Annotated in this window: 18 protein-coding genes and 1 pseudogene; 10 read left to right on the top strand and 9 right to left on the bottom strand. The window is 57.3% G+C overall.

Going from position 1 to position 24,373, the window contains the following annotated elements; genetic code table 11:
• Positions 1 to 7: 7 nt before the first annotated feature.
• Positions 8 to 967: an agmatinase gene (locus PJE01S_RS20325; RefSeq protein WP_068835483.1), complete on the bottom strand. Its 960-nt coding sequence runs from the start codon at positions 965 to 967 to the stop codon at positions 8 to 10.
• A gap of 147 nt (positions 968 to 1,114) precedes the next feature.
• On the opposite strand from PJE01S_RS20325, the gene PJE01S_RS20320 reads away from it, so the two are divergent.
• Entirely contained in the window at positions 1,115 to 2,014 is a 900-nt protein-coding gene (locus PJE01S_RS20320; protein WP_068835482.1) for a LysR family transcriptional regulator, read from the top strand.
• 79 nt (positions 2,015 to 2,093) lie between these two features.
• Here PJE01S_RS20320 and PJE01S_RS26075 read toward each other — a convergent pair whose 3' ends face one another.
• The 8 genes and pseudogenes from PJE01S_RS26075 to PJE01S_RS26215 form a co-directional block, all read right to left on the bottom strand.
• Positions 2,094 to 2,447: a hypothetical protein gene (locus tag PJE01S_RS26075; protein ID WP_245660883.1), complete on the bottom strand. Its 354-nt coding sequence runs from the start codon at positions 2,445 to 2,447 to the stop codon at positions 2,094 to 2,096.
• A complete protein-coding gene (locus PJE01S_RS20315; RefSeq protein ID WP_068835481.1) occupies positions 2,444 to 3,511 on the bottom strand; it encodes a site-specific integrase in 1,068 nt (355 codons plus the stop codon). Before PJE01S_RS20315 ends, PJE01S_RS26075 begins: the two co-directional genes overlap by 4 nt.
• A gap of 34 nt (positions 3,512 to 3,545) precedes the next feature.
• Complete coding sequence (locus PJE01S_RS26070; protein ID WP_068835480.1) at positions 3,546 to 4,310, bottom strand: hypothetical protein; 765 nt, start codon at positions 4,308 to 4,310, stop codon at positions 3,546 to 3,548.
• Between the two features lie 132 nt (positions 4,311 to 4,442).
• Positions 4,443 to 4,919: pseudogene (locus PJE01S_RS26330) on the bottom strand (TniQ family protein); the annotation flags it as partial.
• Positions 4,920 to 4,923: 4 nt separating this feature from the next.
• Positions 4,924 to 6,402: an AAA family ATPase gene (locus tag PJE01S_RS20305; protein WP_068835479.1), complete on the bottom strand. Its 1,479-nt coding sequence runs from the start codon at positions 6,400 to 6,402 to the stop codon at positions 4,924 to 4,926.
• Complete coding sequence (locus PJE01S_RS20300) at positions 6,399 to 8,708, bottom strand: TnsB C-terminal domain-containing protein (RefSeq protein ID WP_157090410.1); 2,310 nt, start codon at positions 8,706 to 8,708, stop codon at positions 6,399 to 6,401. Before PJE01S_RS20300 ends, PJE01S_RS20305 begins: the two co-directional genes overlap by 4 nt.
• A gap of 2 nt (positions 8,709 to 8,710) precedes the next feature.
• Entirely contained in the window at positions 8,711 to 9,682 is a 972-nt protein-coding gene (locus tag PJE01S_RS25315; protein WP_157090409.1) for a PDDEXK family nuclease, read from the bottom strand.
• A 213-nt stretch (positions 9,683 to 9,895) separates the two neighbouring features.
• Positions 9,896 to 10,120 (bottom strand): DNA-binding protein, encoded by a 225-nt coding sequence (locus tag PJE01S_RS26215; RefSeq protein WP_281178632.1) that lies wholly within the window; start codon positions 10,118 to 10,120, stop codon positions 9,896 to 9,898.
• Between the two features lie 85 nt (positions 10,121 to 10,205).
• On the opposite strand from PJE01S_RS26215, the gene PJE01S_RS25310 reads away from it, so the two are divergent.
• From PJE01S_RS25310 to PJE01S_RS20250, 9 genes are all read left to right on the top strand, one after another.
• The gene (locus tag PJE01S_RS25310; RefSeq protein ID WP_157090408.1) at positions 10,206 to 11,006 is read left to right on the top strand and encodes a hypothetical protein; all 801 of its coding nucleotides are present in this window, start codon (positions 10,206 to 10,208) and stop codon (positions 11,004 to 11,006) included.
• 571 nt (positions 11,007 to 11,577) lie between these two features.
• Entirely contained in the window at positions 11,578 to 12,363 is a 786-nt protein-coding gene (locus PJE01S_RS20285; protein WP_169804404.1) for a TIGR04255 family protein, read from the top strand.
• The gene (locus PJE01S_RS20280) at positions 12,353 to 13,012 is read left to right on the top strand and encodes a hypothetical protein (RefSeq protein ID WP_157090407.1); all 660 of its coding nucleotides are present in this window, start codon (positions 12,353 to 12,355) and stop codon (positions 13,010 to 13,012) included. The genes PJE01S_RS20285 and PJE01S_RS20280 overlap by 11 nt, the downstream gene beginning before the upstream one ends.
• Complete coding sequence (locus PJE01S_RS20275) at positions 13,013 to 13,459, top strand: hypothetical protein (protein WP_068835473.1); 447 nt, start codon at positions 13,013 to 13,015, stop codon at positions 13,457 to 13,459.
• A 123-nt stretch (positions 13,460 to 13,582) separates the two neighbouring features.
• Positions 13,583 to 13,969 (top strand): hypothetical protein, encoded by a 387-nt coding sequence (locus tag PJE01S_RS20270; RefSeq protein WP_068835472.1) that lies wholly within the window; start codon positions 13,583 to 13,585, stop codon positions 13,967 to 13,969.
• A gap of 789 nt (positions 13,970 to 14,758) precedes the next feature.
• Positions 14,759 to 17,908 carry a hypothetical protein gene (locus tag PJE01S_RS20265; RefSeq protein WP_068835471.1) on the top strand — a complete coding sequence of 1,050 codons (3,150 nt, stop codon included), beginning with the start codon at positions 14,759 to 14,761 and terminating at the stop codon, positions 17,906 to 17,908.
• 310 nt (positions 17,909 to 18,218) lie between these two features.
• A complete protein-coding gene (locus tag PJE01S_RS20260; RefSeq protein ID WP_068835470.1) occupies positions 18,219 to 19,769 on the top strand; it encodes a class I SAM-dependent DNA methyltransferase in 1,551 nt (516 codons plus the stop codon).
• On the top strand, positions 19,766 to 20,959 hold the full coding sequence (locus PJE01S_RS20255; RefSeq protein WP_084389656.1) for a restriction endonuclease subunit S: 1,194 nt from the start codon (positions 19,766 to 19,768) through the stop codon (positions 20,957 to 20,959). The genes PJE01S_RS20260 and PJE01S_RS20255 overlap by 4 nt, the downstream gene beginning before the upstream one ends.
• A complete protein-coding gene (locus PJE01S_RS20250) occupies positions 20,960 to 24,367 on the top strand; it encodes a DEAD/DEAH box helicase family protein (RefSeq protein ID WP_068835468.1) in 3,408 nt (1,135 codons plus the stop codon).
• Positions 24,368 to 24,373 lie beyond the last annotated feature (6 nt).

The following is a 24,373-nucleotide window of genomic DNA, read 5'->3' as shown; positions in this document are numbered from 1 at the left end:
CTGAGTGCTATTTGTCGAAGTAGCCGGCCTTGATGGTGCTGCCGATGAGGTTGACGATCAATCGTCCCGCGGTCACGCAAGTCAACTTGGCGGCGGTGTCCTTGGCAGGCTGGATTTCTACAATGTCCATTCCCACCACACGTCCTTTTTTGACAAGTCCATGAATGAGGGCTCGCGCCTGCACGAAGTTGACGCCGCCCGGTGCGGGCCCATCGACCGCGGGCATGATGGTCGGGTCCAGGCCGTCGGCGTCGATGGTGAGGTAGTAATTGCCGCGGGATGGAATGCGATCCAGGACGGCCTTGATGCCGATGTCATGCAGTTCATACGCGGAGATCAGGACGGCGCCGTAGTCACGGGCCGCCTGGTAATCTGCCGGACGTCCGCTGCCTTGGGCGCGCAGGCCGATTTGCACGATGTGTTTGACGAAGGGCAGTTCCGAGGCGCGCCGGATCGGGCTCGACAGGCCGTCCCGCACGCCGTTGACTTCGTTGCGCCAGTCGAGGTGCGCGTCGACGTGGACGAGCGTGATGGGGCCCACTTCGTCAAACGCGCGCAAAACGGGATTGGTGATGCCGTGGTCGCCTCCGAGGACAATCGGCAGTCCGCCGCCCTTGAGGATGTGGCGCACCGCCAGTTCCGCTTTGCGGTAGTGGTCTCCCGGGATCTTCAGGTCGGGCAGCACGTCGCCGCAATCCACAAAACGTATGTCGGTCCTGCCTTGCAGCAGCGGGCCGTCAATATCGAAGTCGTAATGTTCGGGCGCGCGAACGATGCGGTCGGTGACGTCGCGTATGGCCTGCGGCGCGTTCGTCTGGTCATTGGTGAAGCCGCGAGGGCTGTAGGCGGAGCCGAAGGGCATGCCCAGGATGGCGATGTCCGATTGAAGGCCTTCAAGCTGCGTCACCAGTTCGGAGTACAGCAATGTCTTGTGGCCGGTGCGGGGAGGGACTGTGAGGGATTCCATGAGTTGAGCGTGGTGAGTAAGACTGTTTGATGAAATTCAGAGAATTTTTTGGACTTGCAATGCACTGTAATGACCGTGAAACAAATCAAAAAATGACTTTTTTGAAGGTGTAGTCTTAGAATTCAATACCTTTCACGACCTGAACTCATGATCAAGCTCGACTTTGACGAAAAGGACCTGCGCTCTCTGCGCGTGTTTTGCAGCGTGGCGCAGGCAGGGGGCTTTGCCGCAGCCGAGAAGCAATTGCTCATGTCAAAGGCATCCATCAGCCGCCACGTGAGAGAGGTGGAAGAGCGTCTCGGTGTACAGCTTTGCGAGCGCGGGCCCGCAGGATTCAGGTTGACGCCGGAGGGAGAGGTGGCCGTGAAGCTGGCATCCAGCGCGCTGCGCTCGCTGGAACGCATACGCCCTGAAATTGATGCGGTGCATGGGGTGTTGTCAGGTTGCCTGTCCATCGGCATCGGCGAGCACGCCACCTCGCATGCGGATTTCAAGTTTCCACAGGCATTGGCGCGCTTGCGGCAACGGGCACCTAACGTCAAACCGGAAATTTCCGTCATGACCTTCACCGAGCTCAATCAGGCCTTGCGTGAAAACCGTGTGGACATCGCCATCAGGGGCAAGTACGTGGAGGACGGCGAGTTCAGGTATCTGCCGCTTTTCAAGGAGACGCACCGCGTTTACGTCTCCACACTGGTCGCGGAACAGGAGGGCAAAGGCCTGCCGCTGGTGTACCGGATGCATCCCTACGTGCAACGGGCGATCGAGAAATGGGGCTACGAGCGAGGCCCCGCCGCCGGAGGGCTCGAGGCGATCGGCGTGTTGATCGCCACGGGCCATTACCAGGGCCTGTTGCCCACCCATTTCGGGAATCTGCTGGCCAAGCGTTACCCGTTGCGGCTTCAGGCCGACAGCCCGGCTTTCATCCATCCTATTTGCGCCGTCACGAACCCTGCGCACCCTTTCACCCACCGCGCCGAGCTTTTCTTAGAAATTCTTGAAGAGCTTCATGAGGGCCTTTCCGAGTCGTCCGGCGATGCGCAATAGCGGGCGGGGACAGCCGCCAAACAGGCGGCAAATAGAAAAGCAAAAAGCCCTGCCTAAGCGAAATACACGTCACTTACCGTCAATTTTTTGGCATCCTGTCACTTTCCATGACAGGAGAACCGGAGATGGCACGCACGCTTGCGACTCTTCCCGAGGGCGTCGGTATAAATGTCCGCCGCTCGCCGCTCCAAGTTTGATCCGTTCTTCCTGCCGTGGCCGGATCAGCCAGCGCCCGGCTGATGACTTCGATGCCGGTGCGGGCCCCTGTTGGAATGGCAATGCCAAACTCACGGCAGAACCCGCGCAGGTCGTTGATGCGGGACGTGCGCGTGCCCATCCAAAGCGAGCGGATGCGATGCAAGCCCTGCAGGGCCTGCTGTTCAACCGACTTGATGGTAAGCGTGTGGGCAATCTGGCCAGACGTTACGTTCAAGATGGGAATCGCAACGACTCAACTTTTTTTAGTCCGGCGCGGATGACTGTTTCCTCTGGTCCTAACGTATTGAGCCAGTGGTGAATCACCGTATTGCGAATAATGGCAGGTCCCTTGGCCAGATGAGGTATGTTTATATCAAGTGTGCCGGAGCCAACAGTGGTTTTCTGGCGAAGCTTTTTAAGAGCCTGGCTTACGCAGTAATACAAGGCGGGGGCTCCCATGGGGGGAAGTTCCGACGCTTTGGCTCGAGCACGTCGAGCCACAAACAAGGGGCCCTGACTGTCAATTTCTTTGATGAACTCGTTTCGTTGGACCATTGCTCCCTTGTGTGCAGCATGCTCCACCAATAGGAGATGGCGCAGGTGTAACCATTCAACTAGCGCCGGCGTGGCGGTAGGGGAGATTATTAAGGTCCGCTCCACGCCGTCGGATGATTCCATGACTTTGATCGCCAATGAGGCTGGAACTTCATGCGCCATCGAAAATTGTTGTTCCGCACGGACGACATGGATTCCCCGCAATGCCAGCAGCTCCGAGGCGGTGATGCCGGTGTCCACAAGTACCGCCAAAATTGCCCGATCGCGGGGGTGCCACCAGTCGGCCGCAGTTTTTGCCGGAATGAGCGCTTCCATAATCCGTGGGTCACGAAGCTTCGCAAAAACATGAGGATCCAGCACCTGCGACCGTCGATCCCCGTTGGAAATGGAGGGGCGAGCTTCTTCCGCTATGTCCAACACCGGGTTGTATGGGACAGTGCCTTCTCTAGCGGCCGCGGCGTAGACCCCCCGCAAAAGTCGCCAGTAGCGCTGGCGGGTGTAGCTGGACATACGTTCTGCGTTGATGGCCTTGCGCCGCCCTACGCCCTGGCCCGGTGCGGCGCCTTGAAGGAATTCCTCGATCAGTGGGCCATCGACGGCGTACCAGTCCAGAGCGCGCAGCCGTAACCAGTCACACCACGCATTCCACAGTGTTCGGTACTTGTAGGCAGACACTTGCGACAGAAGTTCGCCTGCGATCAGCCTTTCTGACCAGCTGTCATACGGGTTGGGGCGTTCGCTCATGCCGTGTGCAGGACTTGTCGCGAAGAGATCTGGATTATTCGTTTGTGGCATGGGCGTCGTCGCAATCAGGGGGTGGGTTTCGGTGAAGTAGCTCGCTTTGCTTTCCGTCGCGAGCCGGGATGGCCCTCAGTAACCCATCCAGCTCACGGAACGCATGTTGGCGCAACCAGCGCACATCTGCGGAAAACTGCTCCTCAAGTGTTCTGCGGGTCAAGTTCGGATTCGTGGTCAAAGCCGTACGAATAGTGGTGAGACAATGCGCTTTTTTCTCGGATTGCAACCGCCGTCTCCAGTGAAGGCGCAGTTCCGGGTCAAGTTCCAACCATCGAACAACATCGCCCCGGCTGCACTGCAACTTCAACATCGCATCGGCATAGCTGCTGCATTCTGAAAACGCCTCCCAGACGTGCTCGGGCGCACGAGTTGGCATTTCCACATCCATTCCAAACAGCGTAAGCTGTCCGCCAAAATCGTGCCCATGGCCCCTGCAGGCGTCCGTGAAGCTCGCCACCGCGACTTCCGGAGATTCCCAGTTCAATGCGCTCCAAAGAACGACCCACCGGACAGCATTGCCGAGGTGTCGACGCCACAGCATGCTTGATATCCACTTCCCGTCCCTGAAATTTTCAAGGCCATTGCCGGTCGCTTCGCACCACGCCGCGGTGGGTGTTTGGGAAAACCAGCGTTCGATCCGTTCGTGGCTGACACCATTCGTAGAAAAGATAACGCCGGCTTCACGCAGGCGCCGCAGGGCAGATTTGCGCAAGAATGCGATATCGATGGCGTCGATCCTGGTCAACGCGCCGCCGACACGTTCAAGGATCCGTGTTGACCTTGAGGGTAAGGAGTCAGTTTTGGCAAGCTGGAGCGCTGATTTTGACGGAAGAAGCCAAACTTTTTGGTGACCCGGGATTTGGTGAAGAGCGTTTTGATGCAGGGGACAGACCGTGGTGGTTGGGAATTGATGCTGGACATGCCAGTACGCTCGACCGATGTGGCCTTGGTCAGTCACGACGCACTCTGGGCACCATTTGAGAGGATGCTCAATCGGCTGTGTTCGCGAAGACGAGCACAAGGTCCGGCGCCAATGATTGGTAGCGCCTCCCCTGAGCGCACCAACCACGGATTGCCTAGCCACCACACTTGTGAATGGCCAGTAAAAATTGGCAATGGTGTGCCTGCGTAGCAGGTCGATGCCCTCCATCGGTGATCTCCCCCTAAGAAGAGGGAGCCGAGTCAGAGATGCCGGCAGATCATGCTGCCTTGCGGCATGTGGTGATCCCAGGAGCTGAACTCCGGTCTGTGCTGCACTCAAGCCAGTGTCCACCGCATGCACGGTCGCGCACCAGCTGTAGAGTGTTTCATCGTCGACGAGATGGGGGAGTACCGGAAGACTTTGATTGGGCATCTTTCTAGCCCTTGCCTTTTCGCGAGGGCCGCTTACCTGGCAGGCCTTCGATGGGCGGTTTTATTTTCTCCATCGATGCCAGCAATTCATCGCCGATGCCAAACATGCGTGCATCCTCAGGGCCCAATGAGTTCAGGAGCTTCAGCCGTTCCAGATCTCTATTCAGTGCCCTGGTTTGGGCTGCCTTGTACTTGGTCAGCAGACGGGTAACGTATGCCATCGCAACTTCTGAAACGACTTGAGGCTTCTCGTGCTTCGGCTCGCTAACGAGGCCCTTCTTATGCAAGGGCGGTATGTCTTCATAGTCCATGTCGTTCCTGGCCTGGGTTTCAGCGATTGACAACGCGATGCGCTTGGCTTCGACATAGCGCGGCGATGCAATTGCCGCCGAAAAGTCTTTCTCGGATACGGTGGCCGCATTACCCCCGCGCCGTAACGCCTGGCGCATGACTTCCTTGTGCAGAGCCATGTAGAGGCCTGGCAGCCCGCCGCTGTGCCGGAGTTCCAGTTCCGAGCGCACGATCTCGTCGATTTCCCAATGTTCCACGAGGTTGGCCTTGCGCGCGTTGATTGAAAAGTCACGTGTCCACCACCGGTCAGACCCAGTGGCGGGGGAAAGCTCATGAATGCCGCCGGTTGAAAAGCGTCGCATCACTTGACTGAGCAAGCGCAGATGGTCAAATGCCAAGGGATTTCCCGCCAAGACGACCGAGACACCGAGATTCATCAGCGTCAGGTAAAACAGAACGAACTCCAAAGCCCAGGGACTGTCGTTGAAACTGCGTTGCTGCTTCTCATCTATGACTAGCATGGCGACACGGTGCAGTACCAGAAGTTTGCACGCCACGACCAGAAGCGCGTCCAGGTTGGTCGTGCGCTTGTGCTGCTCGAAATAGTCGGTCCCTACGGAAGCATCGAGTTGGAGAAGGATGCGCTTCAGTAGGGCGCCTCGGGTGCCATTGGACGGATGATCAACATAGAGGTAGACGCATTGCTTCAGCCTGAACCACCCGCAGGCCTTGGAACTGCCGAAATCCAGGACCTGCTCGGGGGCAATGAGTGCCAGGATGCGTTTGAGCAGGGCCGACTTGCCCGTTCCTGTCATGCCAGATAGCAGCATGCCTGCTCCGTCCATTCCCGCCAGGCTCCTGATTGTTTTCTTGCTGTCAGCGAGTCCGATTCGATTAGTGCGTATCTGCTCCTCTGCCATTAATGGATTTCGCATCGTGAGGGCGCGCCGCAGCAAGATTTGAACACCGCTGGCTGGTTCAAGCACGCAACTTGTCGCGACAAATTGGTTGTCGACCGTCTCAACGAGGAATTCCCGCTGTGCCGGTAGCAGATCCCAGACGGGCAGATCGGAAAATGCCGAACGCTGCAGCGTCTTCGGTAGATCTGAGAAAGTAATGGGCGGCGGCAGGGCCTCCAAGAATGGATTGGGGCCCAGCAGGAGTTCCGGGCGGAGTTGCGCTGCGCTGCTCACTGAGTCATCTCCCGTCCGTGCAACTCTTCCATCAGGAGTTCAGCGGCAGAGAGGGTGTCGTCGACCGCATCGGTTTGAGGTGTTAGGGAGATCTGGTCGCAAGCAGGCTTGGAATCCCGTTCCTGCTCCCTTTGTTGCTCACGCAGGTACTTCATTTCCTCGTCACGATTCTGGCGGAGGTTCGATTTCAAGCTGGCGATACTGACGCGTTTTCCGTGGCGTTTTATCTCCGTTTTCAGTTCGGCCTTGGCCGTATCAGTTACGGCGGCGCGGCGCAAAATGGTATCGGTGAGTCCTTGCTCAACTTCACCCTTGCGAGCGTCTTTTTCGAGGATTTTTTCTTCCACGAAGTCCACGTATTGATTCAGCGTGAGCCGGCTGTGAATGGTCTTGTCCCTGGCTGAACTGAAAACCTGGATCAAACCTGACTTGGTGGGCAGCCATGCCTGTGAGAGGTCCGTAATATCCATCTTCAAGCGCGTGTGCTGCGGTGAGCCGGTCCGCTTCACCTGCGACATCAGGCCTAATTTCACCAGCGCTTCGCTGGTATACCTCAGCCTGGGCAGCAGTACCTTGCGTCCGTGAATCTTTACTTCCAAGTAGATGCCATTCTTGCGAATGACGGCATCGACATCGGGCAGGGTAAAGGCGCGCAGTGCCTCATAGTCATAGGGAAGTGAAACGTTCATACCCCGATCTGTCAGCCAGCGGTAAATGTTTACGCGGGTTGGGCTGATCGGGGGATCCGCCAGCAGCATGTCGTCCGGGGCGAGGTCTGGAACTTCCTGTTTGGAGTTGTGCCAAACGACGCGCTCGATGAACGCGCGCATATATTCGTAGTAATTCCAGAGCCCTTGCGTCACCGGCAGCACATCGCCACGCTCCGAGCGTTTTCCGCGGGTAGTTCCCGGGAGCTTTCGGTCTAGATGGGCATGGTCTGCGTGATGCTGCGACTCGACGCCGCCCTTTCTGTCGCCGCGCTTTGTGGATGGTATGTCAATGCCGTACCCGAATTGTGTCTCTGCTTCCGTGGGTTCCGCCCCTTTCAACTCGCCGTTGTCGGCAAGATGATTCCTGCACAACATACCTGGAATCACGTTCTCTTCCAGCTCAATCCCGAAACGTTTTGCCCACGCGACCTTGGATGGCATCGCGCCATGCAAAATTGCCAGCATTGCGGTCTTTGGCGATGGGGGCTCCCAGCTGCAATGCCATCCGTAGATCAGGCCCACCCTCACCTCTTTGAGTATGAGCCGGGTCATTGGTGGCAATTTCTTGAGTCTGGACCGATGCGACGTCAAATACACATCCGTTGAGGTGCCATCAAATCCAGCGAGCTGGCCGACGGCAACGACCAGGTCTTGCTCAGACCCACCACGTGCGTCTGAACGTTGACGCGCTTTTGTGGGGCCCAAAAGCATGTCCGTGACGGTGATGTTGTTCAACAATTTGCCCCATCGGACGAACTGACCGAATGTTGGGCGCTCGGTGGGCGGGAACAGAACCGCTCGCACTTGGCCAAGGTTGTCAACCTGGTGCTCCGCCCAATGGACAGAGCACGTAGTCAAGTAGGCGTCATGCATGGGGACGTCGTGCTTGATCAGGAGGTAACCCCAACCTAACTTCTGCTTGTCATCGTCTGTGAGACTGTATCCACGCGTGGTGGATGGGTTCTTCTTGTAGAGTCGAGTTGACCTGCCCAGCTTGGCTGTTTGTGGTTTGGGTTGGCCGGGGTTGCCGCAATTGTCAAAGTTGCTAAGTAACGTATTCTTTTGGCAGCCGCCAGCCCAATAGCGGTGAAGCCAGTTGTAGACCGTCGCTCTGTCATGTTTGCGGTTCTTTGCCTGAGTCGCAAGCCGTTTGGCTAAAGAGTTGTCGGAAAGAATGTCCAGAGGGGTTCGAACCTCATTGGTTCCGGGTCTGCAAAGCAGGGGCCGGATGATGCCGTACCTATGATCCCGGCGTTGATGATCGGCCAATACTGCTCTTCGTTGGATGTCGTCCTTGCATTCGGTCAGCCGGTCGGCATCGGCGAGTTGGAGCCTCGGGTTCGGAATATGCTTCAATCTATATAAGCGGCTATCTTGGATGTGCTCTTCGAACTCTGCGAGGCTGCGTTGGTAGGGGCCAGCCAAGTAGCCGCGTTTTGCCGAGGCCTTTTCGCTTTTCGGCAACCGTCTCGGAAGGTTAATCAGCCACAGGACATCAGTTTTCACGTTGAAACCGAGCACTCTGGTGGGGCCCGCGAGGATGGCGACGCCGGGGCAGTTATCCAGCACATCCATTGGCTTGAGGCATGGTGTCATGGTTACGCCTCGAACCATTGTGATTGCAGTTGCTGCTTGAACGCTCGTCCGCCCGATGTGAGCGGCTGCCAAGGCCTGAAGGGGAGCGTCAGGTCATGATCAACGTCCTGACGCCAGATGGCCAGATGCATGGCGGCCTGCAGCATGTTGGGGTGGTACCCAAATCGAGCCTTCAGGGAGGCTGTTAACTCAATGGGCGCAGTGGAGTAGCCTTTTGCTTGCAAAAGCTCCGAGACATGTCGATAGATTTTCGACCCTAGCAAAGCTGTTTGCTGGGGGGGCGTCAATTGAGGTGCAAGCAGATCGAGATTGACGATCAATTCGGATGGTATTTTCTCGGCATGAAGGAGGAGGCGCGGTATGTCCGCTTGGACGCAGTAGCGCCTGGTCAACTCGAGGCGTTCCTTGGGCCGTGAAAGTGGGTCTGGCGCGGTGGCGATGGATTCGGGCTTGTTTTCAACGGCGATCAGCCGGTACGAGCCCATCGAATTCTTGTATGTCGCCAGGCTATCCAGGGTGGCGACGTACGGGATGGCAGTGCCTGGGTAATACCCATGCGGAATTTCCGCTGCTTCGGCGATGCTTAACAGCCCCGGCAGCTCCATGGAGTGTTCAAAGCCGGGAAGTCCAAAGCCCGGGTGTCGGTGTGGCCATGGCCAGATGGGAAATGCATCACGAACGTCGGCGGCGCCAAGCCATCTGATGACCAGCATCGTCCCGCGTTCTGTACGTGCTCGGTAATGATGCGCTCGGCCGAGGGCGGCGTTGGGGAGATGCCCAATATTGCTGTTGGGCGAGTAGTCCCGCTTTGTCACTCTTAGCCACGGCTTGTAGCGCTGGAAATGTCCCTGGCCGTAACCCGCCTTGATCAGCGCGGCCAGTTTTTTCCAAGTCATTTTCCCGGTTTGTGCGGGCTCTCGCCCGCGTGGGCGAGCGAACTCGCCCGGTGCAAAATCAGATGCTGTCCAGTCCATAAATGCCTCGTCAGAAGTTATGTCCACAAAAGTGCACAAAACGAGGCTTGACCTCCCGAATCGCCGGGATGTACATTGGACGCTGTTGAAGCGGCACCTAGTTTTGCGGTGTCTGGAGGGGCCGGGCGATGTGGTAGTTGCCCGGCCTTATCCATGTGAGCGAGATGCCCTGGCAGAGAGCCTGTATCAGGTATTGGAGTGGGCTGTGGGGCGCTATTTCATTCCAAGTGCCCTCGCTATTTGGTAGCTCTGCCCTCTTAGGCACTTTCGCTCGCCCCTCAAAACTGTATAGACAAGCCGAGGACTGAATCCTTGGGAACGAGCCCATTCGGCCACGGTGACGCCCTGCTTGCGAAACGCAGACGAAGTCAAGACGGGGCGCGGGTCTTGGCTCTCGCCAGTACCGTCAATGCTTTGTTGGATGGAAAATGGGGTCACGGCCGAGCTGCGTTACAACAAGCCCGGAATTTGCCATTTGCGTACGGGTTTAGCAATGGCGCATTTGATCTCAAACTCGCCCCCCATGACAAACCGTAAAGTTTCTTCAATAGACCGCATTCGGGCGCAACTCTGGATGGCATCGCTTAAGCAGATGACTGGTCTTAATAGCCCCGAAAAAGTTGCCGAATTCCTAATATCGAGACTGGGTTGGGATAAGGGCGACTGCACGAGCTTAAAGAGGTACGCCGCTGGCACACAACGTGCCGGCGGAGCACTCGGTCCAAACTCAAGTGGGAAGTGGGTAGAGCTGGCGGCCAAGATTTGGCCCGATACAAGGGCGTGGTTCATGACGCCCTTGTGGTTCCTGCTGAGAGAAGAGAAGGTCTCTCTCGATGATCTCTTGATATGTGTAAAGAATCTTCCGCCGCTTTTCCGAGAGGATTTCTTACTACCCTCTGGCCCCAATAGTCCGCCGGCGCTATGCGTAAACCCGATACCGAAAGATTTTCTGTACTCGTTCACAGATCCGGTAAATCCCTGGTCTTTAGGCGCACTTGCCTGTGCGATGCGGCGCGCTGAACTCGCCGGCGAACCCGGAACCGTGCGTTGGGCTGGTGTCGGGATCGTGTGGGCAATTGGCTACCTGCTGGAGAGCACCCATCCAGTGATGCATCCTCCGCTGAAGGAACTTCGCGAACTCGTTAACAAGTACTTTGCCGAAATCATTTATCCGGGGCAGTACTTATTGCGTGCGCCTATCACCGACGGGGACATTGACCGATTTGCCAACGAGCGGCAGAAGTTTATGGACTACTTCCTGGAATGTGATTTTGGGGAGTGGAAGCCAGGCCAACCTTTTCCATGGATCCATAAGGAGGGCTAGGTACTCCGTACGTTGTCGATCATGCGGAGTGCGCTTACCTAGGTCATAGGGGTTCCGTCGACTCAATCGCAAGGGGGCACCCCCAGCGGCAAGTCATTCTGCGAGTTGTCGAGACACGCCTGTGGGCCACGGTCGTGCTTGATTAGTGCTCCATGCGTATTCTGGTCTACTTGACCATCTGTGCCGGGAATTGGTGACCAGCAATATGCAAGATTCTGGTGCTGACCACTGAAACATCGAACCGACCCTGCAGGATGACGTCAATTGCGAGCCTGAGCCGAATTGGAACTATCGGCCATCACCAGCCATTCAATGTGGATGCCAGAAGGCAGCCGCTCGACGCCGCTCTCGACCCAAGGAGGTCTTAGACCCAGTCAAAATCAGCGTCCGGAAGCCGACATTGAACGGCTATTGGAAGAGGCGCACGCACAACATGCCAATATGCTGTAATTTCCGCAGTGGTGGATCAGGTGAACGCACGAGGCCTTGACCGGTCCTTTGGCGGTTAAACTCTGCCTAGGAGTAAATCAGCGATTGAAATCGGTGACAAAAAATCAACAAAAACATAGCAGTGACAGCAACCAACACGCCAGTAACGAGATCTGAAGGATATAAATATCCGCCTGTAACAGAGGCCGTGATTGGTATCAATTTTGCTGAAGATCTTAGCAAAGCTCTGTTGAAGTCAATCAGCGACAAGCTGGCCAAGAATTACCCTATCCACGAGCCGCTGCAGAACATCAGTGTGAAGTTCGATCTGAGCCATCTGGCCGGCAAAGATCGCAAGGCCTTTACCGAGGTTGTTGAAGGACATCGGCGCTCCTCGCAAGATATGACCGAACTTGCGCTAGCCCTGCCAAATTCTTTAGTTGTGTCTCAGCTCGCTCCTTATCCCTCCTGGGCCACTTTTTCAAAACGCTTCATGAGAGATTGGAAGCTTTTGAAAAGGACGCTCGGCTACCGCGAAATCAAGCGAATTGGTGTTCGTTACATCAACCGTATCGATATTCCGACCACAGGTCCATTGGTTCACCATGAGCAATTCCTCAACGTTTTCCCTCGGGTCCCCGATATGCTGAGCCCGCTGATGGCGGGGGCAGTCCAGACAATGTCCTACTTCGAAGATATCAAGTGCAAGCTGACCTTGAACTCGGGCGTTGTTGAATCTCCCATCCTCAATCACACATCTTTTCTCCTGGATCTGGATGTCGGTCGTGAAATTGATGTGCCGCAGAACGACAAGGACATCTTCGAGCTTTTAGACGCAATGCGATTGAAGAAGAATCAAGTATTTGAGGCCTGTGTCAGCCAGCGCGCCAGAGATGAAATTTTCAATGGGGACAGAAATGGCAAATGATCTCATTCTCTTGAAAGGTCCGGCGACTTACACCGTTGGTGCGTTGGCTAAGCAATCCTTTCTTCCAGGTGATTACAAGAGCCAGGCACCCATCTACAGTCAACTGGCGGCAGAGCTACCTCAGTACATGAGTGCGAAGACGCAGGAGATTGAAAGCCGCATTCAGCAATTGCGCAGTCCCGTGGCACCTTCAATGCTGGGCTCGCAAGTGCATGAGAAAAGTCTTGAAGAAAAGCTTTTCGATGCGACGGCCGGCGTCAAGGTGATGACTTCGCAAGTTGCGATGTACTTGGATTCGCAATGGCGAACCAAACTTTTCAACCAGATCGACTTCCTTCACGATGTGGACGAATGGGAGCAAGGCGATGAGCCCCTTCAAAGGGAATCCTTTGCGACATTCCTCAAAGCGATCTGCGAGCTAAGGCCGAAAAAAAGACCTGGCTTGGGTCTCACGCCTTCGGGGCAGCTCATCGCCGCTTGGACGGCAGGCAGTAGTAGGCTGACGATTGAGTTTTTAGGCAACAACCGTGTCAAGTGGGTGATCTCACGCATGGTCGACGATGAGATTGAACACTATGTAGGCGATACAACGGTGAACCGTTTGGCTGCAGGACTCGGGCCACATCACACTGAAGAGTGGTTCGGTTAAATGGCCATCAAGCGTGGCAACTCGCTACCTGGGCAGGATCACATCATGCGGTACGTGCCACCGGCAAGGTTGCGCAAAGATGAGGACGGCAATGTATTGGGAATCTTGCCCCAGGCGTTTGCTCACCGCAATAATGAGGACTTTCTCTCGGTCAACTGGCTGGAACACTTCAAGAAAGACAAAGCGTCCAATTTACGTGATTGTGTAGATGCCCAACGTGCAACTTTGAATGTCGGAAAAAATTGCATGTACGCCGTGGCCGTGGTTGATAGAGTGAAGCAGGTTTGTGTAAAAAAACAAAAACCTGTGAGGATCGTGTATCAACCCACAAAAGGCAACGTGGCCCATTCAGCCCTCCATGTGCAGCATAACGAAGATTTGAATGTCATGTCTGATCTGGCGCTCGAGTTCGAGAAAGAAATGCATCCAAACTCAAAGTTCAAGTGAGTCTGCGTTACTAAGCTGTGCTGCGGGGATTCTCCGACTGCCACATAATTTAACCCTTTGAGTGTGATTTGGTTGCTCCATTCCAGTCATTCGTGACCGACAGCAGGTGTCATTCGTCGCACGATGGACATCTATCACAACGAGCTGGTGAGGGACTCATACCTATCGTGGGTCCGAATCAACGAGGAGGTGAAACTCGGCGAGGAGCGCGAGAATCGCCTGATCAGCCATATCCAGGGCCTCCAAGGCGTCCCAGCCGACAAACAGGCTGAACTCGCGGAGCTCGTGAAAGCGTCGCTGCATGCGACAAGTACATCGACCCCACGTTGTCACTTGCCGCTGATGGTGGTCCGACCGGCCATGTCGCTACTCGATGACATTCTTCATTTCGACCCTGCGAACGCAAAGCGCCTGAGACGCCACGGCGTGGCCGACTGCCTATCTATCTTGACGAGCGAGAAATCGATAACGCCCAGCATGCAGCATCGATGGAATGAGGAGATTGATTGAGTTGACGAGCAATGCGCTGACTGCAGGAAGGGGCGATAGCCACTCGAAGTTGCTCCGTGCGAATCCACGACGCCGACCAAAAGTGAAATGAGCAACCGTTCATCCTGATGGCTGTCATTGACGAAGGCCCAGCTGTGGTCGGGGGCGGGTTCGGGTGCTGTAATTGTTCAAATCATCTCCACATAGCCGACATTCGACGTGCAGATTCCGGTAACCGGTTTGGAGCGTGCAGTTCGGAAAACTCTAGAGCCACTGTCAGTCTTGAAGAGTCAGTGGTCAGGGTGTTGTGCAAGATTTCGCGTGAATTCCAGGTACAGACTGGGTTCTGACATACAACCAATCGATCTGATCGCTCCATACCAGTCATTGACGCCGGTGCCATGAGCGTCGGCAATGTCGTCACGATTTCGATGGCCGGTAAACCCGCACCCGACCAAAAGCGGAAGTAGGCCAGTGCCCGTTTCCGGGACAATTGGCATTTTTGGCGTGTCACGCGCGCGTCGCCAGCACAATCTGCCAGAGACCACTAGCCGGTAGACCCTGGCCGCTTAGCCAGAATGGCTAGTGGGCCGGTACACCAAGAACAAGTTTTGTGGGGAGGAGCAGTAAATGATTGCTTGGCTGTTATCGTGGCTTCCCGGCGGGCTCACTGGCCGCGCTGGGCCAAGGGCCCGCCGCGAGGTAAGCGGGTGGACCAAGAACAACGCAACGCTGCGTACCCTTCGGTACGGGCGATTTCGGCGTCTTCTACTATGGAGCGCAGACCATCCTGTTGTTTTCGCCCTCGTTATGGGCGCTATCGCCGCCAGCGTCGCATACATCATTGCCGGCCATCACTGGGGTTCCGTGCCGCACTTGCCTGGGACGAAGCTAGACGAGAAGTTCGACCCCGCCGCGTACACAGGAGTGCCGTGGAGCGTCCAGGCCACGCTAGTTGCGCTGGTCTACCCCATCGTGCTGTCCTTCATCGCGCTGATGCTGCAGCGACGCGCGCACTCCACGGTCGCCCTGCGCGTTTACGTCCTGGATTCGGCGGTGGTTCCCGCAGGTGCGAGTTCTATTGGCCTTTTACTCGCGATGGGCATGCAGTACTTCGCCACACCGTACAGCACGCCGTGCTTTCTCGCCGAACACATGGCGTCGCTGCTGGTGATGAACGGGACGTGGTTTGCCACCAATGTGTTCCTCACAGGGTTCTTCCTTAGCCGCACCGTGCGTTTCATCCAGGAAGAAGAGCAGCGACACGCGTACACGCGCGTCGCGGTCGACGTCGTTCTGCGCGCCGAGTTGACCTCAGCTATGAAGCAACACATCTTCGTCAACGCACCGTACGCGGACTGGGGCTTCAAGATTGAATCGGTGGATTCGGACAGCCAGCCACAAGTTCGAATGTTTAGGTTGTGGGATGGTGAGCCGGCCGCGCAGCGGGACCTCAAGGGCAGCCTCGTCCTACACGATGTTCACCTTCATCTTCTGAAGTGGGCTGTCAGGTCGTGGTGCAAGCGTGCGCGCCTGCAACAGCACGGCGGGAATCGGCCGGCCCCCCTCATCTGTTTCCCGCCGATGGTGGGGCAAGACGCCACGGGTCAGGTTGTCCTGTGCTCGGTGGAAAACGGCCCATCGCTCACTGCTTTCGAGCGAGTGTTGGTAAGGGCAGCGTTTTTTTACCGGCCCTCCCGGCAGGGAACACTGTCGCTGTCTACCAAGAAGATGTTGGAGGAAATTGGCGTCGAGGTCGAGGCCGCCGCCGAACAGCATCGGTTCGGCGCCGCCGAGGATGGGCTGCGAAATGTGATTCGTCTGCACAAGACGCTTCTGTTGGCAAGCGCGGTAGACAGCAAGGGCGCTGCCGAGAACGCTGCCACGATTGGCACGTCCCCGTACGCGTGGGGCGAGAGCAGTTTCGACATTGAGTGGCTCAAACCGTACCGCGAAATCGGACGCATTGCCGTGGGTCACCTTGACCAAGACTCTCGGCTGCTCAGAACCCTGGCGATTGTCCCAGCGAGCATCGCCGCAGAGCTACCGCCCAAGCCTGAGAAGCTCGTCATCAATGCCATGCTGGTCGGCATGAACCTTACCAACCAGTTGGGCGGTTGGTGGACCCGAAAGGCTGACGCGAGCCTGGCGCCAGGCGCAACATCGTTCAGTGGGATGCTACCCGCACCGCTTAGCAAGGTCTATGAGCAAGCCCTCATCGCCTTCGTCGGAAGTTGGGGACATCTGCGTATCCGGGTGTCGGAGAGCAAAAACGCCGATGGGGCCGAGGCTTGGGCGGTACTGACGGCGCGAGCGCTGGTCTATGCGAAGCACATCGACAACTCTGGCGAGATGTTCTTGAAGGCGGTGTCTCGAGGCGACGAGGTGGCGTCGAGCTGGCTGCTGGACAGCTTCATGAAGTGGTGGGGCAACCGCCAGCACGAGCTTGAGTACGGTGACCCGGACGAGTTTCAGGTTCGGCACGTTACGCTGTCGTTGGCCGACAAGGCTTGGCCCGAGGCGCAGAGCTTCCTCTGGGATGGTGGGATGCCTGTCACGGTCGATACTGCCGGCAAGGCGCTGAGCCTCGCAATACGCCGCTACTGGGAGAGCATGCGGCTGTATGTAGCGCTCCTCCTGATTCACAACGCCGGGCCAAACCCGGCGCCAGACTGCAGGGAGTTGCGGTTTGCCGCGGCGCTTATTAAGGGTACGGCGCAGCACCACGGCGGCAATGCCGACTGCTGGCCCGTTGACGATGTCGATGCCGTCACGACCGCTGTCCTCGGCACGGTGTTTGGCGTCGAGACAGTCGCGAGTCGCATCGACGGATTCGCAGAAAAACTGCGCTGGGATAACGAGGCCCCCGAGGTCTCAGGCTGGATTTACGGCTGGTCAGGTACTCCGACTGACTTGGAATCGATGAAGCGGGCACAGGCGACCCTGCTCGTTGCCGTGGCGGTGCCGCGGGGCCGGCGTATTGGCGAGAACAAGAAGCTCGTCGAGAGTTGGTGGAAGGACCTCGACAAGCTCGAGTCTGTGGCGCGCTACTGCCAAGACCTGCGTCGAGAGGTGCTCTCCAACGACTTCAACTCGGCGACGCCAGCCGTTATGGCGTTGCAGACGCATCTCGGAACGACGGGCCGAATCCGGTCGGCACGATTCGCCGTTGCGCGCACGATGAGGGGGTTACGCAAGGTGGCACTGCACGAACGCGTCATCACCCTACGGGCGCTGGACGTCAAGGAGTACGAGGTACGGCGCTTGGCCGAGGCGATTGCGGCTCATGCGTTCGACCCGCAGCACTGGCCATCAGTGCCGGGGACGACCGTGCATTTCGTCCCTCGGTTGGTGGCTGACCAGCAATCGGTGACGTTTAAGGACGACAAGAAGCGTTATGTTTTAGGTATACCGCAACAACCAGACGCCGGGCTTGCGGAGCACATGGCCGAGTACGTGCGACGGCACGCTCTGGGGTGGTCCTTCAGCAAGCGCGTTGCTGACGCTGGCGTGGCACCGGCGAATGTCCTATCGCTTCGGAACAACCATCAGGCGACGGTCGCCGAGCTGCAGGTGTTCATCTCGACGGTGGGAGCGCTTTGCACGGCTCTGCGCTCGGCCGGCGCCGACCCCGTCGTGCTGGTCGGGCAAGCGGCCCCTGCGTCGTATCTGCATCCGTACAGATGGGGGCCCGGCTCTTGGCAGTGCCCGCTGCCCCCCGGGGTAACCCTGCGGAATGGCGACCCAAGCAAAGGCGAGCCGGCCGCGGCGTTCGTCAACGAGACGCCGGTGTACGAGTTCGACACCCCCAACGGAGACTGCTACGTGGTGCCATCCGCTATGGTGAAGACATTGGAAGTGGGCGGCTCAGGTACGTCGTCGGCGCTAAGTATTAGGTGGACTCAGCTGAACGATGAGAGGCTGACGTTTGTAGTCAGCTGGAATGCGAGGTTTCGCTGAGGCGGCTTAGCGCATCCTGCGGATGTACTGCTGGGATACGTCCCTGGACGGTTCTCGGCTCAGGTAGGTCGCTGAGCGTCCGATATGCAGACACCAGGTCATGCAACTGACAGACCGGTTTGGGCACACTGCGGGCTGCCACGAACGACTGCTGACCGGAGGGAGATTGGGAAACCAGAAAGCTGCCATTGGCGATCGGCAGCTCTCGCTTGCATTGCGGACATCGGAAATGCTCTTTGGGCTCTTTCGGCGCAGCATCGGGGCTTGGGCTTGTTACTATTGCGCACTACGACAATCAGGGACCGCATACATGCTCACTGGCGAACTACGCAGCCAAATCGACGCCATCTGGAATTCATTCTGGACCGGCGGCATCTCCAACCCGCTGGAGGTGATGGAGCAAATCACTTACCTGCTGTTCCTGCGCCGCCTGGACGACCTGCACACCCTGGATGAAAACAAGTCCGTGCGGCTGGGCAAGCCCATGGAGCGCCGCACCTTCCCCGAAGGCCAGGACGCCAAAGGCCGCGACTACAACGACCTGCGCTGGTCGCGCTTCAAGAACTTCGCGCCCGCCGAGATGTACGCCGTGGTCGGCGAGCATGTGTTCCCCTTCCTGCGCACCATGGGCGGCGACGGGTCTACCTACGCGCAGCACATGAAGGATGCCCGCTTCACCATCCCGACGCCGGCCCTGCTGTCCAAGGTGGTGGACCTGCTGGACCATGTGCCGATGGAAGACCGCGACACCAAGGGCGACATTTACGAGTACATGCTGGGCAAGATTGCCAGCGCCGGGCAAAACGGCCAGTTCCGCACGCCGCGCCACCTCATCCGGCTGATGGTGGAGTTGACGGCTCCCACCGCCAAGGACGTGATTTGCGACCCGGCCAGCGGCACCTGCGGCTTTTTGGTGGCGGCGGGCGAATACCTGCGTGAAAACCACCCCGAACTGCTGCGCGACGCGCAGGCCAGAGAGCATTTCCACCACGGCATGTTCCACGGCTACGACTTTGACAACACGATGCTGCGCATCGGCAGCATGAACATGGCGCTGCACGGCGTGGACAACCCCAGCATCCGCTACCAGGACTCGCTGGCGCAGGACCATGCGGGGGACGCGGAAAAGTATTCGCTCATTCTGGCCAATCCGCCTTTTGCCGGTTCGCTCGACTACGAGGGTACGGCCAAAGACCTGCTGGCCATCGTCAAGACCAAAAAGACCGAACTGCTGTTTCTGGCGCTGTTTTTGCGCCTGCTCAAGGCCGGCGGCCGGGCCGCCGTCATCGTGCCCGACGGCGTGCTGTTTGGCTCGTCCAAGGCGCACAAGGAGCTGCGCCGCATGATGGTGGAAGAGCAAAAGCTCGATGCCGTCATCTCGCTGCCCTCGGGCGTCTTCAAGCCCTATGCGGGCGTTTCCACGGCGATTTTGCTGTTCACCAAGACCAACTCGGGCGGCACCGACACCGTCTGGTTCTACGACATGAAGGCCGATGGCTGGAGTTTGGACGACAAGCGCCAGCCGCTGCTGCCTGAAGACAAATTAGGTTTCCAGGGCATGAAGGACGGGCGCAGCCAGCTATCAGAAGCAGAGCACGCCAAAAACAACCTGCCCGATGTGCTGGCGCGCTGGAGCGAGCGAGAAACCGGAGAACTCAAGCGTGACCGCACCGACCAGAGTTTCTGTGTGCCCAAAAGCGACATTGCGGGCAACGACTACGACCTGTCCATCAACCGCTACAAGGAGGTGGTGCACGAGGTGAGTGAGCATCTGCCGCCGAAGGAGATTCTGGCGAAGCTGGCGGTGCTGGAAGCGGAGATTCAGGCGGGGATGGAAGAGCTTGAAGGAATGCTGGGATGAGCGGCTGGAGAACAATCCCGGTCGGTGGGTTAGTCGAGCCGGTAAAGACTTGGAATCCATTGCGAGAAAATCCTGATGATGTGTTTGACTACATTGACCTGAGTGCTGTTGACCAAGCTGCCAAGGCAATTCTTGGCGCGCGCGAGATTACTTGCGGCGAAGCGCCAAGTCGTGCTCGACAACTTGTTTCAGCGGGCGATGTTTTGGTGTCAACCGTTCGGCCAAACTTGAACGGCATTGCAAAGGTCAACCCTGAGTTTGACGGAGCAACTGCCTCAACAGGATTTTGTGTTTTACGTCCCCTCCCAAATCTGCTGTCCAGTAGCTATCTTTTCCATTGGGTGAAGTCTCCCCAATTTGTAGCCGATATGGTCAGCAAGGCTACCGGGGCAAGTTACCCAGCCGTTTCCGACAGAATCATCTTTGAATCACCAATTGCCGTCCCGCCTCTCCTCGAACAACGCCGCATCGCCGCCATCCTGGACCAAGCCGATGCGCTCAGAGCCAAGCGCCGGGAAGCCTTGTCGCAACTGGACAGCCTCACGCAGTCGATTTTCATTGAAATGTTTGGGGACCTAGCGACGAATCCCAAGGGCTGGGCGGTTAATCCCGTTAGTGACTTCATCATTGGGGTTACCAACGGGATGACCCGGCGTCGTATCGAAAGCGATATGGGAGAGAACATTGTTCTACGTTTGCGCGATATTCGCTCGGACTGGATAGATTTTTCGGATGTAAACCGAATAACGCTCTTGCCCAATGAAGTACGTAGGTTTAGCGTTGCTCCAGGAGACCTCTTGTTCATCCGAGTCAACGGAAATCCTGAGTATGTCGGGCGCTGTGCAGTATTTGAAGGCCATCCAGAGCCCGTCTTTTTCAACGACCATATCATGCGTGTGAAGGTCGATGAATCAAAAATTCATAGAATCTTCCTTGCCTACTTTCTGAATGGCAGTGCCGGAAAAAAAGAAATCGCCAAACATAGAAAGACGTCAGCAGGCCAGCACACAATTAATCAAGAAGGTCTAGGGAAAATTCAAGTCCCCACCCCACCGATAGAGTTACAGACGGAATTTGTTCTCCGTCTCGAATGTATTAACAAGCAGAAGATGGTCTTCAGCGCATCGAAAGCTGACCTCGACAATCTTTTCGCCTCCCTCCAACACCGCGCCTTCCGAGGCGAACTGTAAATGAGCAACTTCGCCTTCCTCCAGTCTGAATGGTCCACCCTTTACGGCGCGGCCATCAAGGCTGAAGGGATGGCGAACACGGATGCCCGGACCTCCTGCTTCTATGCGCGACGCACGCTGGAGCTGGCGGTGGACTGGCTCTACAAGCATGACAAGTCGTTGCGCCTTCCGTACCAGGACCACCTGAGCGCCCTGATTCACGAACCTAGCTTTCGACAAACTGCTGGCGATGCGATATTCACCAAAGCCAAGCTAATCAAGGACTTGGGCAATCTGGCCGTCCATAGCACCCGAAAAATACTGCCGCTTGATGCGGTAACGGCCACCCGCGAGCTGTTTCACTTTTGCTACTGGTTGGCACGCACCTACGGCCAAAGGGCGCGGCCCGACCCGGACCTGCGCTTTGTCCCGGCCCTACTTCCGACTGCTTCCACGGCATCAACCACCCCGCCTCAGTCGATTGACCAACTCCAGAAGTTGGAAGCGCAACTTCTGGAGCGTGACGAAAAGCTCACAGTCCTGCTGTCCGACAAGGCGGCGCTGGACGACGAACTCAAAAAGCTGCGCGAAGAAGTGGCTGTCGCCAAGAAGTCCAACACGGCCCAACCCGACACGCACGACTACTCCGAAGCCGAAACTCGCGACTACTTCATCGACCTGTTGCTGAAAGAGGCGGGCTGGCAACTGGATGGCAAGAACTTTGAAATTGAAGTCAGCGGCATGCCCAACAACCAGGGCATTGGCTTTGTCGACTATGTGCTGTGGAGTGATGACGGCAAACCGCTGGCACTGGTGGAAGCCAAGCGCACCCGCAAGGACGCCACGGTGGGCCAACAGCAGGCCAAGCTATATGCCGATTGCCTGCAAGTCCAATACGGCCAGCGCCCCGTCATCTTTTATTCCAACGGCTATGAACATTGGATTTGGGACGATGCCAGTTACCCGCCCCGGCCGGTACAGGGCTTCTTCAACAAGCAGGAACTGGAGTTATTGATTCAGCGCCGCACCAGTCGCAAGAAGCTTGCTGAGGCGGTCATCAACGCCGACATCATTGAGCGCTATTACCAAAATCGGGCAGTACGCCGGATTGGTGAAACCCTGGAAATTGAAAACCAGCGCAAAGCCTTGCTCGTGATGGCCACCGGCAGCGGCAAGACCCGCACGGTCATTGCCCTGGCGGATGTACTCATGCGCTGCAACTGGGCCAAGCGCATCTTGTTCCTGGCGGACCGGGTGGCGCTGGTAAAGCAGGCAGTGAATGCCTTCAAAACGCACCTGCCTGATTCGTCGCCGGTAAACCTGGTGTCGGAGAAGAACACCGATGGCAGGGTCTTTGTGTCCACCTACCCCACGATGATGGGGCTGATTGATGATGCCGCTGACGGTCAGCGCCGCTTTGGCGTGGGGCACTTCGACCTCGTCATCATCGACGAGGCGCACCGCTCGGTGTACCAGAAGTACCGCGCTATCTTTGACTACTTTGACGCGATGCTGGTCGGCCTGACCGCCACACCCAAAGATGAGATTGACCACAACACCTACGGGCTGTTTGACCTGGAGAGTGGCGTGCCCACCGATGTGTATGGGCTGGACGAAGCGGTGTCAGAAGGTTATCTGGTCCCGCCTAAGGCCATCTCGGTGCCGCTCAAGTTCCAACGCGAGGGCATCAAGTACCAAGAGTTGTCTGAAGAAGAAAAGGACCAGTGGGACGCCCTGGAATGGACAGAGAATGGCACGGTGCCCGACGCGGTCGATTCGGCGGCGCTGAACAAGTGGCTGTTCAATACCGATACCGTAGACAAGGTGCTGGAACACCTGATGACCCGCGGCGAGAAGGTGGCCGGCAGTGACCGCCTGGGTAAGACCATCATCTTTGCCAAGAACAATGCCCACGCCGACTTCATTGCCGAGCGCTTTGACATCAATTACCCCCACTACAAGGGTGCGTTCGCCCGTGTGGTCACTTACAAGACTGAGTACGCGCAAAGCCTAATTGATGAGTTCTCCATCAAAGAGGGTATGCCGCACATCGCCATCTCAGTGGACATGCTCGATACCGGCATTGACGTGCCGGAAGTGGTCAATCTGGTGTTCTTCAAGGTCATCCGCTCCAAGACCAAGTTCTGGCAGATGATTGGCCGGGGTACGCGTCTGTGCCCGGAGTTGTATGGGCCGGGTCAGAACAAACAGTTCTTCAACGTTTTCGACTACTGCCAGAACCTGGAGTTCTTCAGCCAGGAGCTGCCACCGGACAATGGCAAAGCCCCTGTGTCGCTGAGTACCCGGCTATTCCGGGCACGGCTTGAGATGATTGCCGAGTTGGACAAACGGGTGGCAGCCGGCGCCCATGTGGCTGAGGCCCAAGCCCCTTATGGCTACCCACTCACCGATACGCAGTTGCGGGGTGAGCTGACCGGCTTTCTGCACCAGCAGGTAGCCGCCATGAACCTGGAAAACTTTGTGGTCCGGCCCCAGCGCAAATCGGTCGAGAAATTCGCCAAGCTGGAGTCGTGGCAAAAGCTGGACAGTGACAACCTGCATGAGTTGAGTGAGCAGGTGGCGGACCTGCCCACGGGTCTGCTGGACAACGATGAAGAAGCCAAACGCTTTGACATGCTGGTGCTGCGCACCCAACTGGCCATTCTGCAAGCCCAGCCTGACTTTATGTCCCTGCGGGAACGCATGCAGGCCATCGCCAGCGCCCTGGAAGAGCAAGAAGCTATTCCCGCCATCAAGGCTCAGATGGTACTGATTCAGTCGGTGGCCGGTGACGAGTGGTGGGAAGACGTGACCGTGGCCGTGCTGGAGGCAGCACGCAAAAAGCTGCGTGCCCTGGTCAAGCTGATTGAGAAAAGCAAGAAAAACGTCGTCTACACCGACTTTGAGGACGAGCTGGGTGAGAGCACGACGATTGCACTGCCCGGCGTCAGCACCGGCATGAACCTGGCCAAGTTCAAGGACAAAGCACGCCAGTTTCTCAAGGCCCATGAAAGCCACCTGTCCCTGCAACGCTTGCGCCGCAACCAGCCGCTGACCCCATCCGACCTGGAAGAGCTGGGCAAGATGCTGGTGCAGGCCGGGGGGACGGTCGAGGTCATCCAGCAGGCCACTGAGCAAAGCCACGGCTTGGGCATCTTCATCCGCTCCCTGGTGGGGCTGGACCGGGAGACAGCCAAGCAGGCGTTCAGTCAGTTCGTGGTGGGCACGACTGCCACGGCCAGCCAGTTGGAGTTCATCGACCTCATCGTGCAGTACCTGACGGAAAACGGGGTGATGGATGCAGCACGGCTATACGAGTCGCCGTTTACCGACATCAGCCAGCAGGGGCCGGAGGCTTTGTTTCTGCCAGCAAGGGTGACAGAGATGGTGCGGGTACTGGATGAGATTCGGGAGCGGGCGGTGGCTTGAGCGTAA

It is taken from the genome of Polaromonas jejuensis NBRC 106434 (assembly GCF_001598235.1).
GTDB classification, from domain to species: domain Bacteria; phylum Pseudomonadota; class Gammaproteobacteria; order Burkholderiales; family Burkholderiaceae_C; genus Polaromonas; species Polaromonas jejuensis.
Note: the sequence above shows the minus strand (reverse complement) of the source record. Positions and strands in the feature narration are given on the sequence as shown.